The 16,555-nt window shown below is 72.4% G+C and carries 14 protein-coding genes; 8 read left to right on the plus strand and 6 right to left on the minus strand.

Annotated features, from left to right (window positions below):
* Nucleotides 1-8 precede the first annotated feature (8 nt).
* Entirely contained in the window at nt 9-1,532 is a 1,524-nt protein-coding gene (locus ABZ805_RS07295) for a sugar porter family MFS transporter (protein ID WP_358435699.1), read from the minus strand.
* Between the two features lie 253 nt (nt 1,533-1,785).
* Between ABZ805_RS07295 and ABZ805_RS07300 the strand changes: the two genes are divergently transcribed.
* The 8 genes from ABZ805_RS07300 (at nt 1,786) to ABZ805_RS07335 (ending at nt 10,220) form a co-directional block, all read left to right on the plus strand.
* Entirely contained in the window at nt 1,786-2,964 is a 1,179-nt protein-coding gene (locus tag ABZ805_RS07300; protein WP_358435702.1) for a 4-oxalomesaconate tautomerase, read from the plus strand.
* Nucleotides 2,961-3,986 carry an amidohydrolase family protein gene (locus ABZ805_RS07305; RefSeq protein ID WP_358435705.1) on the plus strand — a complete coding sequence of 342 codons (1,026 nt, stop codon included), beginning with the start codon at nt 2,961-2,963 and terminating at the stop codon, nt 3,984-3,986. The genes ABZ805_RS07300 and ABZ805_RS07305 overlap by 4 nt, the downstream gene beginning before the upstream one ends.
* A gap of 16 nt (nt 3,987-4,002) precedes the next feature.
* Nucleotides 4,003-4,686, plus strand: coding sequence for a 4-carboxy-4-hydroxy-2-oxoadipate aldolase/oxaloacetate decarboxylase (gene ligK, locus ABZ805_RS07310; protein WP_358435707.1), 684 nt, complete (start codon nt 4,003-4,005; stop codon nt 4,684-4,686).
* Between the two features lie 68 nt (nt 4,687-4,754).
* Nucleotides 4,755-5,669: an amidohydrolase family protein gene (locus ABZ805_RS07315; RefSeq protein WP_358435709.1), complete on the plus strand. Its 915-nt coding sequence runs from the start codon at nt 4,755-4,757 to the stop codon at nt 5,667-5,669.
* 46 nt (nt 5,670-5,715) lie between these two features.
* A complete protein-coding gene (locus ABZ805_RS07320; RefSeq protein WP_358435712.1) occupies nt 5,716-7,101 on the plus strand; it encodes an MFS transporter in 1,386 nt (461 codons plus the stop codon).
* A 21-nt stretch (nt 7,102-7,122) separates the two neighbouring features.
* Nucleotides 7,123-8,130 carry a VOC family protein gene (locus tag ABZ805_RS07325; protein ID WP_358435714.1) on the plus strand — a complete coding sequence of 336 codons (1,008 nt, stop codon included), beginning with the start codon at nt 7,123-7,125 and terminating at the stop codon, nt 8,128-8,130.
* A 44-nt stretch (nt 8,131-8,174) separates the two neighbouring features.
* Nucleotides 8,175-9,512 carry an MFS transporter gene (locus ABZ805_RS07330; RefSeq protein WP_358435717.1) on the plus strand — a complete coding sequence of 446 codons (1,338 nt, stop codon included), beginning with the start codon at nt 8,175-8,177 and terminating at the stop codon, nt 9,510-9,512.
* A 42-nt stretch (nt 9,513-9,554) separates the two neighbouring features.
* Nucleotides 9,555-10,220 (plus strand): GntR family transcriptional regulator, encoded by a 666-nt coding sequence (locus ABZ805_RS07335; RefSeq protein ID WP_358435720.1) that lies wholly within the window; start codon nt 9,555-9,557, stop codon nt 10,218-10,220.
* 3 nt (nt 10,221-10,223) lie between these two features.
* Here the strand turns inward: ABZ805_RS07335 and ABZ805_RS07340 are convergent, their stop codons facing one another.
* The 5 genes from ABZ805_RS07340 to ABZ805_RS07360 all read right to left on the minus strand — a co-directional run bounded on the left by ABZ805_RS07340 (nt 10,224) and on the right by ABZ805_RS07360 (nt 16,409).
* A complete protein-coding gene (locus ABZ805_RS07340) occupies nt 10,224-11,873 on the minus strand; it encodes an AMP-binding protein (RefSeq protein WP_358435723.1) in 1,650 nt (549 codons plus the stop codon).
* Between the two features lie 19 nt (nt 11,874-11,892).
* Nucleotides 11,893-13,941: an FAD/NAD(P)-binding protein gene (locus ABZ805_RS07345; RefSeq protein ID WP_358435726.1), complete on the minus strand. Its 2,049-nt coding sequence runs from the start codon at nt 13,939-13,941 to the stop codon at nt 11,893-11,895.
* Nucleotides 13,919-15,319 carry a TrpB-like pyridoxal phosphate-dependent enzyme gene (locus tag ABZ805_RS07350; RefSeq protein WP_358435729.1) on the minus strand — a complete coding sequence of 467 codons (1,401 nt, stop codon included), beginning with the start codon at nt 15,317-15,319 and terminating at the stop codon, nt 13,919-13,921. Before ABZ805_RS07350 ends, ABZ805_RS07345 begins: the two co-directional genes overlap by 23 nt.
* Nucleotides 15,320-15,443: 124 nt before the next feature.
* The gene (locus tag ABZ805_RS07355) at nt 15,444-15,719 is read right to left on the minus strand and encodes an acyl carrier protein (RefSeq protein ID WP_358435732.1); all 276 of its coding nucleotides are present in this window, start codon (nt 15,717-15,719) and stop codon (nt 15,444-15,446) included.
* A gap of 96 nt (nt 15,720-15,815) precedes the next feature.
* Entirely contained in the window at nt 15,816-16,409 is a 594-nt protein-coding gene (locus tag ABZ805_RS07360) for a LysE family translocator (RefSeq protein WP_358435734.1), read from the minus strand.
* Between the last annotated feature and the right edge of the window lie 146 nt (nt 16,410-16,555).

Here is a 16,555-nt window from a genome sequence, read left to right on the forward strand (position 1 = left end):
CGGCTGCGTCAGGACCTCTGCCGCACCGGTTCGGGCAGGAAGGTGCCGCGGTTGAGGCTGCGCTCGATGGTCTCCAGCGACCGCCCCTTCGTCTCGGGCACGCGGAACAGCACGACGACCCAGGCGAGCACGTTCAGCGCGGCGTAGACCAGCATCGCCCCGCCCAGGGTGAGCGCGTTGACGAGCGTGAGCGCGGTCGAGGTGACCAGCAGGTTCGAGCCCCACAGCGCCGCGGCGTGCAGCCCGGTCGCGGCGGGCCGGATCCGCAGCGGGTAGATCTCCGAGCCGATCAGCCAGCCCACCACCTGGATGCCGCCGGCCTGGAAGAACATGAACGCCAGCAGCAGCACCAGCGCGAGCCACGGGTTCGGCCGCTGCCCGGACACGAGGAACAGCAGGCCGAACAGCGCGATGGAGATCGCCGACCCGGGCAGCATGGCCAGCATCAGGCTGCGGCGGCCGATCCGGTCGACGACCAGCTTGCCGACCAGCGTCATCACCACGTAGACGATTCCGACGCCGACGTTGGCCCACAGCGAGAACCCCGACGAGAAGCCGACCATGGTGAGGATGACCGGCGTGTAGTAGATCATCATCTCCAGCCCGGTGATCTGGGTGAAGATCGCCACCGCGAGGCCTGCGACCAGCGCCGGGCGCAGCCACTTCTCGCCGAGCGCCGACCACGGGCCGCCCCGCGCTTCGTTCTCCCGCTGCAGCACGTGCTCGATCTCCCGCACCTCGCGGTCGGCGGTGGCGCCGTCGGGCCGGACCCACCGCAGCACCATCCGCGCCGCGCCGGTGTGGTCGCGGTGCACCAGCCAGCGCGGGCTCTCCGGGGCTCGCAGCATGCCGAGGATCAGCAGGACCGCGGGCACGACCGCGATCATGATCTTCCAGTGCCAGGCGACCTCGCGGAACACCACGTTGACCAGCGCCGCGGCGAGGATGCCGATGCCGATGGCGACGTTGAAGAAGGTCACGAACCCGCCGCGCCGCTCCGGCGGGGACAGCTCGGCGATGTAGGTGGGGATGGTCTGGGTGCAGCCGCCGACCGCCAGGCCCAGCAGCAGCCTGCTACCGATCAGCGTGAGCGGTTCGGGGGAGAGCCCGGCCAGCACCACGCCGCCGCCGAAGATCACCGCGACGGTGATGATCGTCGCCCGGCGGCCGAACCTGATCGCGAACGACCCCGCGCTGAGCGCGCCGATCACCGCGCCCACCAGGATCGAGGCGGTGATCATCTCCTGGATGGTGTGACTGGGGAGGGTGGCGCCGAACAGCCGGTAGGACTCGGTGATCCCGAAGTCCTGGGCGATCTGCATCAGGGTGCCGGAGATGACCCCGGTGTCGTAGCCGTACAGCAGTCCGCCCAGCGCGGCGACGAAGGCCACGTAGTACACGTTCCGGATCGGGTCGCCGGAGGGGGTCTCGGTGGGCACGCCCCGCAGTTCCCGCTCCGCCGCCGACAGTTCCGGCTCGTGGTCGAAGCCCGCGAGCTCCGGTTCGTCGGAGCCTCCGTGGTGTTCGGACATCCGCACTCCTCGCAGGCGCTGGAGGGCCGTGGCGGTGCGATGCTATGGCGCCCCGCTGCTGGTCGCAGCGCTGGAAGCGCGCTGGTGCCGGAGCGCGGGCCGGGCCGGCGGCCTCGTCGGGCGCCCGGTGGCGGGAGCCCGGATCGACGCCCGATTTTGTCGAAGGGATTGTTAACAATCGTGTTCATAGTTTAGGTTCCTCGGCATGACCACGGCGGGCGCCGCACCCGCGGCGCCCCGGAGGAGGAATGCCATGCCCGCCGACGCCGGCCAGGCCGCGCGCTCGCACCGCCGCGGTGCGCAGACCGCGATCCCGTGCCTGTTCCTGCGGGGCGGCACCTCGCGCGGCCCGTTCTTCGACGAGCGGGCGCTGCCCGCCGACGTCCCCATCCGCGACGCCGTGCTGCTGGCCGCGCTCGGCTCGCCCGACGACCGGCAGATCGACGGCATCGGGGGAGCGCACCCGCTCACCAGCAAGATCGGGATCGTGCGCCCGGGCGACCGGCCCGGCGTCGACGTGGAGTGGACCTTCGGCCAGGTGCAGCCGGGTGGGAGCAGCGTCGACACGACCGCGAACTGCGGGAACATGCTCGCCGCAGTGCTCCCGTTCGCCGTCGAGACCGGCATGGTCGTCCCGGACGCCGACCGCACCACCGCCCGCGTGCTCACCCGCAACACCGGCATGGTCGCCGAGATCACCGTCCGCACCCCCACCGGACCGGACGGGACCAGGCACGTCGAGTACGCGGGCGAGGCGCGCATCGACGGCGTCCCGGGCACCGCCGCCCCCGTCGAGATCGGGTTCCTGGACACCGCGGGCTCGGTCGCCGGATCGCTGCTGCCGACCGGGAACCCGCGCGACACCGTCGACGTCCCCGGCCTCGGCGCGGTGGACGTGACGTTGATCGACAACGGGCAGCCGCTGGTGGTCGTCCGCGCGGACCGGCTCGGCGCGACCGGCTACGAGGACCCCGCCGAGATCGACGGCGACGCGGAGCTCAAGGCGAAGGTCGAGGCGCTGCGGCTGGTCTGCGGCCGCGCGATGGGGCTCGGCGACGTCGAGGCGAAGAACTACCCGAAGATGACGCTGGTCGCACCGCCCCGGCACGGCGGCGACCTGTCCACCCGCAGCCTCATCCCGCGGGTCGCGCACCGCTCCATCGGTGTGCTGGCCGCGGTCACCGCCGCCACCGCGTGCGTGCTGGAGGGCAGCGTCGCCCGCGAGGTCGCCGCCGAGGTCCGCGGCACCGAACCGACCGTCTCGGTGGAGCACCCGTCCGGCGAGTTCAGCGTCGCCCTCGGGCTCGACCCCGCCGAACCGGGGCGGGTGCTGCGATCCGGGTTGCTGCGCACCGCCCGCCTGCTGATGTCCGGCGAGGTCCTCGTGCCCGCCGCCCTCTGGAATCCCGTTGCCGAGGAGCGTTCCGCGTGATCATCGACGTGCACGGCCACTACACCACCGCCCCCGAGCCGCTGGGCCGCTGGCGCGACGCGCAGGTCGCCGGGCTGGCCGATCCGGCGCTGCGGCCCGACCCGGCCGGCCCGGTCATCGGCGACGACGAGATCCGCGAATCCCTCGAAGCCCACCAGCTGCGGCAGATGGACGAGCGCGGCATCGACGTCACCGTGTTCTCGCCGCGCGCCTCGTTCATGGCGCACCACGTCGGGGACTTCGCGACCTCCGCGGCGTGGGCGCGCATCTGCAACGACCTGTGCCACCGGGTCTCGGAGCTCTACCCGGAGCGGTTCGCGCCCGGCGCGATGCTGCCGCAGTCGCCCGGGGTCGATCCGGCGACGACCCTGCCCGAGCTGGAGCGGGTGGTGCGCGAGCTGGGCGCGGTCGCGGTGAACATCAACCCCGACCCCTCCGGCGGGCACTGGACCGCGCCGCCGCTGACCGACCGGCACTGGTACCCGGTGTGGGAGAAGCTCGTCGAGCTGGACGTGCCCGCCATGGTGCACGTGTCCACCAGCTGCAACGCGGCGTTCCACACCACCGGCGCGCACTACCTCAACGCCGACACCACCGCGTTCATGCAGCTGCTGCAGGGCGACCTGTTCGCCGACTTCCCCGAGCTGCGCCTGGTGATCCCGCACGGTGGCGGTGCGGTGCCCTACCACTGGGGCCGGTTCCGCGGGCTCGCGCAGGCGCTGGGCAAGCCGGAACCGGAGGAATCGTTGCTGGGCAACGTCTTCTTCGACACCTGCGTCTACCACCAGCCGGGCATCGACCTGCTGCTGGACGTGATCCCGCACGAGTCGGTGCTGTTCGCCTCGGAGATGGTCGGCGCGGTGCGCGGCGTCGATCCCCGCACCGGGCACCACTTCGACGACACCCGCCGCTACGTCGAGAAGGCCGGGCTCCCCGCCGATTCCCTCGCCGCGATCGAGGAGCGCAACGCCCGCCGCGCCTACCCCCGGCTGGACGCGCGCCTGACCGCGCAAGGCCGCTGAACCCCGAAGGAGCACCGTGCACGAATTGGGAATCGTCCACCGGACCGTCCAGCGCGCCGATCGCGCCGCCGTCGAAGCCCTCGCGGAGTTCGGCGTCGCCACGGTGCACGAGGCGCTGGGCCGGGTCGGCCTGCTGCGCCCCTACATCCGCCCGGTCTACGAGGGGGCGAAGGTCTGCGGCACCGCGGTCACCGCGCTGCTGCAGCCCGGGGACAACTGGATGCTGCACGTCGCCGCCGAGCAGGTGCAGGAGGGCGACGTGCTGGTCGCCGGGTGCACCACCGAGTGCGAGGACGGGTTCTTCGGCGAGCTGCTCGCCACCTCGATGCGCGCCCGCGGTGCGCAGGGGCTGATCATCGACGGCGGCTGTCGCGACGTCGACGAGCTGCGCGCCATGGACTTCCCGGTGTTCTCCCGCGCCATCAACGCGAAGGGCACCGTCAAGGCGACCCTCGGCTCGGTGAACGTGCCCGTCGTGGTGGCCAACGCGCTGGTCGAACCGGGCGACGTCATCGTGGCCGACACCGACGGCGTGGTCGTGGTGCCCGCGGCGAAGGCATCGGAGGTGGCGGCGGCCGCCGCGAAGCGGGAAGCCGGGGAAGCGGGCAAGCGCGCGCGGTTCCAGGAGGGAGAACTCGGCTTGGACCTCTACGACATGCGCCCGAAGCTGGCGGCCATGGGACTGACCTACCGGGACTGAGCTCCCGGAACGGGAACCGGCGGTCCCGTGCACCGACGCACGCCGCCCCGGCGGCAGGAGGAGAACCCATGAGCACCGAAGTCACCCCGGGGTGGCTGCCCTGGCACCCGGAACCGAGCGCCCCGGCGTTCATCCCGCCCGCGGGCTCGGTCGACGCGCACTGCCACGTGTTCGGTCCCGCCGCGCGGTTCCCGTTCGCCGCCGAGCGCAAGTACACGCCCGTCGACGCGGGCCAGGAGCAGCTGTTCGCGCTGCGCGACCACCTCGGCCTGGCCCGCAACGTGATCGTGCAGGCCACCTGCCACGGCACCGACAACAGCGCGCTGGTCGACGCGCTGCGGGCCTCCGGCGGCCGGGCCCGCGGGGTGTCCGCAGTGGACGGTGACATCACCCGGGCGGAACTGGACCGGTTGCACGAGGCCGGAGTCCGCGGGGTGCGGTTCAACTTCGTCAAGCGGCTGGTCGACACCGCGCCCACCCGGACGCTGCGGGCCATCGCCGAGAAGATCGCGCCGCTGGGCTGGCACGTGGTGCTCTACTTCGAAGCCCGCGACCTGCCCGACGTCGAGGAGCTCGCGGCGGGCCTTCCGGTGCCGATCGTGATCGACCACCTGGGGCGGCCCGACGTCGAGCAGGACCCGGACGGCCCGGAGTTCAGCCGATTCCTGGACTTCGCGGACCGCCACCGCGCGTGGGTCAAGGTCTCCTGCCCGGAACGCCTGTCCCGCACCGGCCCGCCCGCGCTCGACGGCGAGCGCAACGCCTACGCCGACGTCGTGCCCTTCGCGCGCCGCGCCGTCGAGGCCTTCCCGGACCGCGTCCTGTGGGGCACCGACTGGCCGCACCCGAACCTCACCGACCACATGCCCGACGACGGGCTGCTGCTCGACCACGTCCCGCACATCGCGGTCACCCCGCAGCAGCGGCAGGCGCTGCTGGTGGACAACCCGATGCGCCTCTACTGGCCGGACGAGCAAGCCTGATCCACGGCCGGGCGACGAAGCCCGGTCCCGCCCCGAGGAGACCGCAGTGCAGCACCCCGTCAATGGCGACGAACGGTCCGCGAACGCGGCGAACCGGCTCGACCGGTTGCCGATCTCCCGGTTCCACCGGACCACGATCGCCGCGCTGGCGTTCGCGTACTTCTTCGAGTTCGCCGACATCAACACCTTCGCCATCACCGCGCCGAAGGTCCGCGAGCAGTGGGGCGCCGACGTCGGCCACATCGCCTACGTGACCTCGCTGTCGTTCGTCGGCATGTTCCTCGGCTCGGTCGTGGCCGGCGGGATGGCCGACCGGCTGGGCCGGAAGCGGACGCTGACGCTGACCACGGTGTGGTTCTCGGTGTGGTCGCTGGCGACGGTGTTCGCCTGGGACATCGCCTCGATGGGCGTGTTCCGCGTGCTGACCAGCGCCGGGCTCGCCGCGATGACCGTCGTCGCGGTCGTGTACCTCAACGAGCTGTTCCCGCGGGCGAAGCGCGGCAAGTTCCAGGCCTACGTGATCATGATCGGCATCTGCGGCACCCCGGTCACCAACCTGATCGCCGCGCTGGTCGTGCCGATGGGGGAGCAGACCTGGCGGCTGGTGTACCTGTGGGGCGCGCTGGGCGTGCTGTTCCTGTTCTTCCTGCGCAGGCTCGTCGAATCCCCGCAGTGGCTGGAGACCCGCGGCCGCCATGAGGAGGCCGACGCGGTGCTGCGGGGCCTGGAGGACGCGGCGTCGGCCGAGCACGGCGCCCTGCCCGCCGCCGTCGAACCGGTCGCGGTCGCGCCCGCCGCGAAACCGGGGCTGCGCCTGCTCAAGCAGCGCCGGTTCCTGTTCCCGACCCTGCTGCTGTCGGTGCTGTGGATCACCCAGACCATCGGGTTCTTCGGCTTCTCCTCGTGGGCGCCGACCCTGCTGGCCGCCGAGGGCGTCAGCGTGGAGGACTCCATCTTCTTCGTCGCGCTCACCACCGTCGGCGCACCGCTCGGGTCCTTCCTCGCCGCGCAGGTCACCGACCGGGTCGAGCGGAAGTGGGCGCTGGTGGTGTTCGGCCTGATCATCGCCGGTTCCGGGCTGCTGTACGGGTTGACGTTCCTGCCGGTGCTGGTCGTGGTGTTCGGCTTCCTGGTGAACCTGTTCGAACGCGGCTACACCTCGCTGGCCTACGCCTACTCGCCGGAGCTCTACGACACGGCGGGCCGCTCGCTGGGCACCTCGGTCTCCTACGGGCTCGGACGGCTGTCCAACGCGTTCGGGCCGCTGATCATCGCCGCGCTCTACAGCGGGTACGGGTACCGGACCGTCTTCTACTTCATCGCAGGAACCTGGGTGGTGGGCGCGCTCGCGCTGGCGCTGTTCGGCCCTGCCACCCGCAAGATCCGGCTGCGAGCCGAGTCGGCGGAACCGGAACCCGCCGCCGGTCGCTGAACCCTTCGGAGGAGAGGCCGCATGCACCCCGTACCGGAGCACCTCACCACCCTCGAGCGGATGGCCGCCGACACGCCCACCCGGCCGCCGCTCGGCGACATCGCCCACCTCGGGCACGTGCAGCTGTTCACCCCGTGCCCCGCGGACACGGTCGCCTTCTGCACCGAGTTCCTCGGGCTCACCGCCACCGCGCAGGACGGGGACCACACCTACCTGCGCACCTGGGACGACTACGAGCACCACAGCCTGGTGGTGACCCGCCGCGACCGGCCCGGCGTCGGGCGCACCGCGCTGCGCTGCTCCTCGGCCGAGGCGCTGGACCGCCGCAAGACCGCCGTGCAGGCCGCGGGCGGCAGCGGGCGCTGGGTGCGCGACGAACCCGGGATCGGTCCGCTGTGGACCACGGTCGACCCGGACGGGCACGAGATCGCGCTCTACCACGAGACGTCCTGGTACGAAGCGCCCGCGGAACTCGCCCCGGCGCTGAAGAACCAGCCGCAGGCCAAACCCGGTCGTGGCGTCGGAGTCCGCAGGCTCGACCACGTCAACTACCTCGCCGCCGACGTCGCGCAGGCCAGCGGCTTCCTCGTCGACGTGCTCGGTGCCCGCCCGACCGAGCAGATCCGGCTGGACGACGGCGAGATCGCCGCCCGCTGGCAGACCTTCACCCAGAAGTCCTACGACCTGGTGCACACCAAGGACCGCACCGGCTCCTCGGGCCGGCTGCACCACATCGCCTTCGCCACCGACACTCGCGAGGACGTGCTGCGCGCCGCCGACCTCGCCGTCGACACCGGCGTGTTCATCGAGACCGGGCCGCACAAGCACGCCATCCAGCAGACCTTCTTCCTCTACGTCTACGAGCCCGGCGGCAACCGCGTCGAGCTGTGCAACCCGCTCACCCGCCTGGTGCTCGCCCCCGACTGGCCGCTGATCACCTGGACCGAGCGGGAACGAGCGAAGGGGCAGGCCTGGGGCCTGCAGACCATCGAGTCCTTCCACACCCACGGCACTCCGCCGGTCGACTGACCGGTCGTTCGTTCGGCAGCGCACAGCTCAACGAGGAGCCCGCCATGAACCGGACCACACCCCCGACCGACCCGCCCGGCGCGACCGACCCGACCGCCCGGCGCCGCGCGATCGTCATCGCGCTGTGCTGGGCGCTGGTGCTGCTCGACGGCATCGACACCTTCGTCTACGGCTCGGTGCTGCCCGAGATGATCGGTGCCGGGCACCTCGGGCTCACCGACGCCACCGCGGGCGAGATCGGCAGCGCCACCACCTTCGGCATGCTCATCGGCACGATCCTGTCCGGTACCGCCACCCGCTGGGTCGGCCGCCGCCCGGCGGTGTTCGCCTCGGTGGCGCTGTTCACCCTGGCCACCCTCGGTTCCGGGCTGGCGGGCAGCGCCGCCGTGTTCGGGTTCTGCCGGCTGCTGTGCGGGTTCGGGCTCGGCGCGCTGCTGCCGATCGCCATCGCCTACGGCATGGAGTTCTGGCCGGGGAGCCGCCGGGCGCTGGCCACCGGGGTGATCATGACCGCGCACCAGGCGGGCGGGGCGCTCGCGCCGCTCATCGCGCTGGTGCTGGTCGACACCGCCGGGTGGCGCTGGGTGTTCGTCGCCGGCGCGGTGCCCGCGGTGGTGCTGCTGCCGGTGGCGGTCCGGCTGCTGCCGGAGTCCCCGGCGATCCTGGCCGCGCGGGGCAGGCCGGAAGCGGCGGCCGCGGTCTCGGCGCGGCACGGGATCGCCCCCGCCGCGCCCGCGCCCGAGCGGCCGGACCGCTGGGCGGGCCTGCGGGCGCTGTTCAGCGGCGGGCGGTGGCCGGTGACGCTGCTGTTCTGGCTCACCTCGTTCGCCGGGCTGATGCTCGTGTACGGGGTGGGGCAGTGGCTGCCGAAGATCATGGGCGATCTCGGCTACGAGACCGGTGACGCGCTGCTGTTCTCCACCGCGCTCAACGTCGGCGGCATCGTCGGCATGCTGGTGGCGGGCCGCCTCGCCGACCTGGTCGGGGCGCGGCGGATCGTGGTCGTCTGGTTCGCGCTGACCGCGGTGTTCGTGTACGTGCTGGGCGTGCACCTGCCGGTGGCGGTGCTCTACGCGGTGGTGTTCGTCGCCGGGCTGCTGCTGTTCAGCGGGCAGAGCATGGTCTACGCGGCCGTCGGTGCGCACCACGACGCGGGCGATCGGGACACCGCGCTGGGCTGGGTCGCCGGGATGGGCCGGTTCGGCGCGGTGTTCGGGCCGTGGCTCGGCGGCGCGCTGCTCGCCGCGGGCCGCGCCGACCTCGGATTCACCGCGTTCGCGGTGACCGGCCTGTTCGGCGCCGTGATGATGGCCCTGGCGAGCTCGACCATCCGGGTCCGCTCCCGGAGCTCCTCGGGGCAGGCGTCCGAGGCCGGTGGTTAGAATCGGTGGACAACATTGTTCACAATTGTGCGGGGTAGGGCAGTGACGACAGCGAAGCGCGAGTCCGGGCGGTCGGCGGTGGTCGACGCGATCCGCGACGCGATCACCCGCGGCGACTTCGCGCCCGACCAGCGGCTGGTGGAGGCCGAGCTCTCCGAACGGTTCGACGCGGGCCGCGGTGCGGTGCGCAACGCGCTCGTGCAGCTGGCCACCGAAGGCCTCGTGGAACGCGTGCAGAACCGCGGCGCCCGGGTGCGCGCGGTCTCCCTCGACGAGGCCATCGAGATCACCGAGGTGCGGATGGCCGTCGAAGGCCTGTGCGCGGCGCGCGCCGCCGACCGGGCCACCGACGCGGACAAGGCCGAACTGCGCGAGATCGCCGAGCAGATGCGGACCGCGGTCGCCGGCGGCGACGTGTGGAGCTACTCCGAGCTGAACAAGCGGCTGCACTCCCTGGTGCTGCGGGTCAGCGGTCAGCGGACCGCGCACGAGGTGCTCAGCAGGCTGCGCGGGCAGAACGTGCGCCACCAGTTCCGGCTGGCCCTGCACCCCGGCCGCCCGAGCGTCTCGCTGCCGCAGCACCTGGCGATCGTCGACGCCATCTGCGCCGGTGATCCGGCGGCCGCCGAGCAGGCGATGCGCGCCCACCTGGGCAGCGTCATCGAGGCGCTGCCCGAGGTGGACGGGACGCGGATCACCGCGCTGTGAGCCTCACTCCGCGCTCCTGCGGAACTCCAGCAGGGCGGGGCGCGAGTAGGCGCGGAGCGCGTCGCGATGGGTCTTGCCCGATTCGGTCCGGGGCAGGTCGTCGACGAACTCCACCACGTCGATCCCGGGCGTCGGCCTGCCGCGGGTGTGCGCGAACAGCGCCTCGGCGGTGACCGACGTGGCGTTCCAGCACTCGGCAGGCACGACGAACGCCTTCAGCACCGGTTCCCGGCCGGGTTCGTCCAGCACCAGCACCGCCGTCTCGCTCACCGCGGGATGCTCCAGCAGCACGGCCTCCAGTTCGGGCGGGCTGATGCGGGAACCGTCCGCGCCGTGGCGCACGTCCTTGAGCCTGCCCAGGAAGAGCAGCCCGCCCGACCCGTCCCAGCGCGCGAGGTCACCGGTCCGGTACATCGCGGCGGCACCGCCGGGCGTCGGCCCGTCGAGGTAACCGCGCATCATCCCGACCGGGTTCGCGGTCAGATCCACGCAGAGCTCCCCTTCCCGCCCGGGGCGTTCCGATCCCGGCTCGCACAGCACCAAGTCGTAGCCGGGCAACGGCCTGCCCAGCTCGGTGGGATCGCCATCGAGCCCCGGAGCGACCCCGGCGATGGCGGTGACCTCGGATTGCCCGTACCCGTTCCGCACCCGGACTCCCCAGGCTTCCCGGACCTGGTCGACGATCTCGCGGGTGAGCGGTTCGCCGACGCTCACCGCCTCCCGCAGCCGGACGGTCCGATCGGCCGCACCGGCCCGGAGCAGCGCGCGCCACGTGCTCGGCGACGCGCAGAAGCTCGTCGCCCCGGTGCGCTCCAGCGCGTCGAGGATCCGGTGCGCGCTGCTGGCACCGGGTAGGGACACCAGGCTCGCTTCGGCGTTCCACGGTGCGAACAACGAGCTCCACGGGTGCTTCGCCCAACCGGGAGGCGCGACGTTGAGGTGGACGTCGCCCGGCTGCAGCCCGTTCCAGTACATGCTCGCCAGGTGTCCGACCGCGTAGCTGGTGTGGCTGTGCACGACCAGTTTGGGGCGCGCGGTGGTGCCGGAGGTGAAGTAGTGGAACAGCGGTTCGTCCGGCGCCGTCGGCCCGTCCGGTTCGAACGCGCCGGGTCCGTCCGAGTCGTCGAAATCGGACCAGCCCGGCACCGGCCCGCCGACGGACACCCGTACCTGCGGCTCGGGGAGCGATCCCCAGCCGGCCGCGATACCCGCCTCCGCGACCACGTGCCGGACCGAGGCCCGGTGCATCCGGCTCGCCAGCTCGTCCCGCCCGATCGTGGTGAACGTCGGCACGATCACCGCCCGCAGCTTCATGAGCGCGAGCAGCAGCTCCCACAGCTCCGCGCGGTTGTCCAGCAGCACCAGCACCGGTTCGCCGGGGCCGACGCCCCGAGCACGCAACCACGAGGCGACCTCGTCCGATCTGCGCGCCAGCTCCTGGTAGCTGCGGACCTGGTCCGCACCGGGGGCCACGATCCGCAACGCCTCGCGGTCGTTTCCCCGCGCGATCCGGTCGAACCAGTCGAGCGCCCAGTTGAACGTGCTGAACCGCGGCCAGCGGAACTCGCGGACGGCCGCGTCGTGGTCGAGCCGGTGCTTCAGCAGGACGTCCCTGGCCGCGCGGAAATCGCCGAAGGCGTTCGTTCCGTCCACAGTGTTCACTCCCGTGACGTCAGTTGGCAGGGCGATCGGCGGGCGCCGGTGTTCGGCGTCCGGTGGGAAGGGCGCCGAGGCGGCGCAGCAGGCTGACGGCGACCACCTCCGCGTCGCGCTCGAACGCGGTCGGAGCACCCGGGCGGCCGTTGCCGATCTGGGTGAACCACCGCGGTCCCTCCGTCGGAATCCCGACGGCGTAGAGCGCCCGGTTCGGTTCGCCGTCGCCTGCGATGACCCGGTATTCCGCGGCGGTGATGGCGATGCCTCCCGTGTCGTGCGCGGTCGTTCCCGCGCCGGTGGCGAACCCGGTGGCGATGCCGTCGGCGACCAGTCGCCGGAACAGCGGGTCCGCGTTCCGGCGCAGGTCCGGCTTGGGGATCTTCGCGTCGATGAGCACCGAGACCGCCCGCTGCGATCCGGGCACCTGCGGCGACCCGACGACGAACCTGCCCTGCTCCGGGTCGGGGAGGAACGTCGCACCGGGGCCGACCACGGCGAGGACGCCCGCGTCCAGCAGGGCCAGGAACTGCTCGGCCCGGATGCCCGGCGGTCCGGTGGACAGCAGCGCCAGCGCCGGGAAGAAGCGCCCGAGGAAGGAATCGCGGTAGGACTCCGGACGCAGCCCACCGAACTCGACCACGGCGCGGATGAGCTCGCGGGCGTCCCGGAACACGTCGGTCGCCGCCTTCAGCGGGCTGTCCACGTTGCCGAGCGCCGCTTCCGCCCGATCCGCCTGCACCGCAGCCCGGACCGCCGCGCGGAACTCCTCCGGACCGGTGTAGGTCGTCGTGGCGAACGGCCGGGCGAGCCGGTCCGGGTCGAGCGGTGCGATGTCGCCCAGCCCGTGCGCGGCCGCGATCCCCGGCCACCGCTGGACGGCCGCACCCGCGGCGCACAGGTCCGCGGACAGCCGGAGCGCGGCGGTGGTGCCGAAGCGGCCGCGGGCGTGCGTCGCGTAGTACACGTGGTTGATCTCGGCCACCAGCAGCGGCAGCACGTCCCGGTCGAAGTCCAGATCGGCGCGCCCGTGCCTGCCGCACGCCCGCATCCGCAGCTCGTTGATCGCCTCGTGGTGCAGGAACTTCGGCTGGAACGGGCCGCGCCCGGACTTCTGGTTCACCGCTCGCGCGGCGATCGGCAGGCCGCTGCGGGAACCCGCCACCACCACCGGCTCGCGCGAGCTCGGCCGGTACCCGAGTTCGCCGTCCTCCCGGTGGAACCGGCCGCCGCGCCCGATGGTCAGCGACAGCAGGACGTCGTAGAACGACAGGCCGAGACCCATCAGCCCGACTTGCGCCCCGGGCGGGATCGAGTCCAGGCCCAGCTCTCCCGGGTTGTCCCCGCGGATGTAGCGCAATCCCGGCGACCGGGCGGCGAACTCCGCCAGCCGCCGTTCCGCTCCGGTGGGTTCGGAGCGGCCGTGGCCGGTGGCGAGGACGACCGCGTCGAAGTCGAGCTCCCGCACCGCACCGTCGATCCGGACTTCGAGGCGGTAGCCCGGATCGTCCCGGTGCAGCGCCACCACGCGCCCGCGGTGCTCGACGACCTCGACCGAGGGCGGGGCGCTGGCCAGCACCGAGCGGTGGACGTGGCCCAGGTAGCGGCCGTACGCGTAGCGAGGTGCGTAGTCGTCCGGCCCGAGCGCGGCCAGTTCGGGATCGTCCTGGTGCCGCAGCCACTCCAGGAACGACCGGCCGGCGCCCGCCCGGCACGGGCCGGGTCCCGCCGCGCCGGAGAACAGGGTCAGCTCGCCGACCACGGTGTTCATCAGGAACCACCGCTCTTGATCGGGCTGCCAGATCCGCCCTCCGCCGAGGTGCGCGTCCTCGATGAGGTGCACCCGCATCGGGAGGTCGGAGCGCGAGCGCAGGTGCACGATCAGGCGCTCGAACACCGACAGCCCGCGGGGGCCGAGCCCGACGATGGCGACCGCCGGTCGCGGCGGGAGCGGTGTCGGGTCGGCGCCGGGCTCGGCGGCCGACGGGACGGCATCCGGCTCGTCGAGCAGGGTGCGCGGGCGGACCGGGTTCGCCCGCGCCCGCTCAGCCGTGCGCGCGGTGCGCATGGGCCGGTCGTTCCTCGTCGATCCGCGGGAGCACGGTGAGCGAGCGGGCGATCTGCTCGTCGGTCGCCGCCATGTCGTGCATCCGGCCGCTGAGGTGCTGGTCGTAGGCCGAGAGGTCGAGCAGGCCGTGCCCGCTGAGGTTGAACAGGACCACCCGCTCCCGGCGCTGCTCCTTGGCGTCGAGCGCCTCGTCGATCGCCGCGCGGACGGCGTGCGCGGATTCCGGGGCGGGCACGATCCACTCGTGCTCGGCGAAAGCCGTCCCCGCTTCGAACACCGCTCCCTGCGGGTAGGCCACGGCGTCGATCAGGCCTTGGTGGCGCATCGCGCTCACCAGCGGCGCCGCACCGTGGTAGCGCAACCCGCCCGCGTGGATGCCGGGTGAGACGAACAGGTGGCCGAGCGTGTACATCTTGGTCATGGGCGTGATGCCGGTGAAGTCGTTGTAGTCCCAGGCGTAGTGCCCCTTGGTGAGCTTGGGGCACGCCTCGGGTTCGACCGCCAGCAGCCGGACGTCGCGGCCGGTCCGGACCCGCTCCCCGTGGAACGGGAAGGCGAGGCCGGAGAAGTTGCTCCCGGCGCCGACCGAGCCGATCACCACGTCCGGGAATTCGCCGAGCGCGCCCAACTGGGTCAGCGCCTCCTGCCCGATGACCGTCTGGTGCAGCAGCACGTGGTTCTCCCCGCTGCCCACCGAGAACCCGCGGCCCGCGGTGGTGCTGGCGTGCTCGAACGCCTCGGCGTTGGCGATCGACAGGCTGCCGTCGGTGTCCGGATCGCGCCGCACGGCGGCGCGGCCCGCCTCGGTGGTGGTGCTCGGGCTCGCGATGACCTCGGCACCGGCGAGTTCCATCAGCACCCGCCGGTACGGCTTCTGCTCGTAGCTGCACCGGACCATGTACACGGTGCACTGGATCCCGTAGCTCTGGCAGGCCAGCGCGAGCGCCGACCCCCACTGGCCGGCGCCGGTCCCGGTCGTCAGGTGGGTGATCCCGGCCTGCTTGTAGTAGTGGGCCTGGGCGAGCGCGGTGTTGAGCTTGTGGCTGCCGGTCGGGCTGGCCCCCTCGTACTTGTAGTAGATGCGGGCGGGAGTGCCGAGGAACCGCTCGAGCCGCCGGGCCCGCCGCAGCGGTGTCGGACGCCAGCGGCGGTAGGTCTCGCGCACCTCGGCCGGGATCGGCACGAACCGGTCGTCGCCGACGCTCTGCCGGTACATGGAGAGCGGGATCTGGGGCGCGATGCCGCCGGTGGGGCGGTGGACGTGCGAGTCCGGCCGGGCGCGCCGCAACCGCGCCGCGTCCTCGACGTCCGCCAGGTCGGACAGCACGTTGTACCAGTGGGTGGGCACCGCGTCGTGGTCGGCGGGTTCCTCGGGCATGGCGGTCTCCGTTCCGCGTGCGGGCAGTGCTGCGCGGCGTGCGACGGCCTGCACACGTGCATCGGCCGACCACGCGCGGGAAGTTGCCCGGGGTGGTGTGTCGGAATTTCGGTGCCGCGACCTGTCAGCAGGTGGCGGCGGGCGCGAGGATCTCGATCCGGACCAGGTCGATGAGATCGCCGACGGTCCGCAGATTCGCTTCGAATACCGCTCGGTCGGACACTTCTCCGCCGAGTTCTCGCTCGATTCGCACGATGAGTTCGAGCAGGTTGAGGGAATCCATTCGGATCGCGTCCGAGTCGAGGACGAGATCATTCGTGAGTTCGTGCGGAGAGCGATCGATTCGCAAGGATTCGATCATGATCTGTTTGATTCGGACGTCGTTTTCGGCGGCGTTCATGCGTGTTTCCTCCAGTGCGCGTGCTGAGTCGGCAACGAGGGCGCGCGGGCAGGTGGGCGCGCCGAGCGCGCGGCGTTCTTCGGGGGTGATCGCCCGTCAGGCGAGGGTCAAGGTGTGCAGCCCGAGGACGATGAGCACCGAACCGCTGGCCACCGCCATGCCCGATCGCCAGCGCGGTCGGGTCAGCCGGGCGCGGATCGCTCCGATGCCCGCGACGACGATCAGGTACCAGAGCGTGCTCAACGCGATCTGCACGCCGGCGAGCGTGGTGACCTGCGTGGCGGTTCCCCCGCCCGGCGGCAGGAACTGCGGGAACAGTGCCAGGTAGACGGCCGCCATCTTCGGGTTGGCGAGGCTGGTCATCGCCCCGGTCCGGTAGCAGCCCCAGTGGGACGGAGCGGTCCGGCCGTCCGGGACCAGGTCGGCGCCCATCGGCAGCCCCCTGTCGCGCCAGGCCCCGCGCAGGGTGCTGATGCCCAGCCAGCACAGGTAGCCGGCGCCGAGCAGCGTGAATCCGAAGAAGACCTGGTCGGACGCGCGCAGCAGCGCCACGAGTCCGAGCACCGAGGTCGCGGCCCAGCAGGTCAGGCCGGTGGTGCTCCCCGCCACCGCGAACAATCCACCGACCCTGCCGCGTTGGACCGTGGTGTCCACCAGCACCACGAACGACGGGCCGGGAGCCATGATCATCACGATGATGGTGGCGAGAAATGCCGAACTCAGCAAGGTGCGGATCCCCAATCGTTCCCCCGTGGGCGGCCCGCATTCGAGGTGGAACTCGTGCGGTGCCGCGATGTGGATGAAGCTACCGACGGCTCGGCGGCTCGTCCAGCGGC

The organism is Saccharopolyspora sp. NPDC047091 (genome assembly GCF_040643635.1).
Classification (GTDB): domain Bacteria; phylum Actinomycetota; class Actinomycetes; order Mycobacteriales; family Pseudonocardiaceae; genus Saccharopolyspora_C.

What these genes read in the sequence shown, in the direction of transcription:
- ABZ805_RS07315 (WP_358435709.1), top strand. Translation starts at nt 4,755, where the DNA reads ATGAGCACCGAAGTCACCCCGGGGTGGCTGCCCTGGCACCCGGAACCG.
- ABZ805_RS07330 (WP_358435717.1), top strand. Translation starts at nt 8,175, where the DNA reads ATGAACCGGACCACACCCCCGACCGACCCGCCCGGCGCGACCGACCCG.
- ABZ805_RS07350 (WP_358435729.1), bottom strand. Translation starts at nt 15,319, where the DNA reads ATGCCCGAGGAACCCGCCGACCACGACGCGGTGCCCACCCACTGGTAC.
- ABZ805_RS07360 (WP_358435734.1), bottom strand. Translation starts at nt 16,409, where the DNA reads ATGATCATGGCTCCCGGCCCGTCGTTCGTGGTGCTGGTGGACACCACG.
- ABZ805_RS07325 (WP_358435714.1), top strand. Translation starts at nt 7,123, where the DNA reads ATGCACCCCGTACCGGAGCACCTCACCACCCTCGAGCGGATGGCCGCC.
- ABZ805_RS07300 (WP_358435702.1), top strand. Translation starts at nt 1,786, where the DNA reads ATGCCCGCCGACGCCGGCCAGGCCGCGCGCTCGCACCGCCGCGGTGCG.
- ABZ805_RS07295 (WP_358435699.1), bottom strand. Translation starts at nt 1,532, where the DNA reads ATGTCCGAACACCACGGAGGCTCCGACGAACCGGAGCTCGCGGGCTTC.
- ABZ805_RS07355 (WP_358435732.1), bottom strand. Translation starts at nt 15,719, where the DNA reads ATGAACGCCGCCGAAAACGACGTCCGAATCAAACAGATCATGATCGAA.
- ABZ805_RS07345 (WP_358435726.1), bottom strand. Translation starts at nt 13,941, where the DNA reads ATGCGCACCGCGCGCACGGCTGAGCGGGCGCGGGCGAACCCGGTCCGC.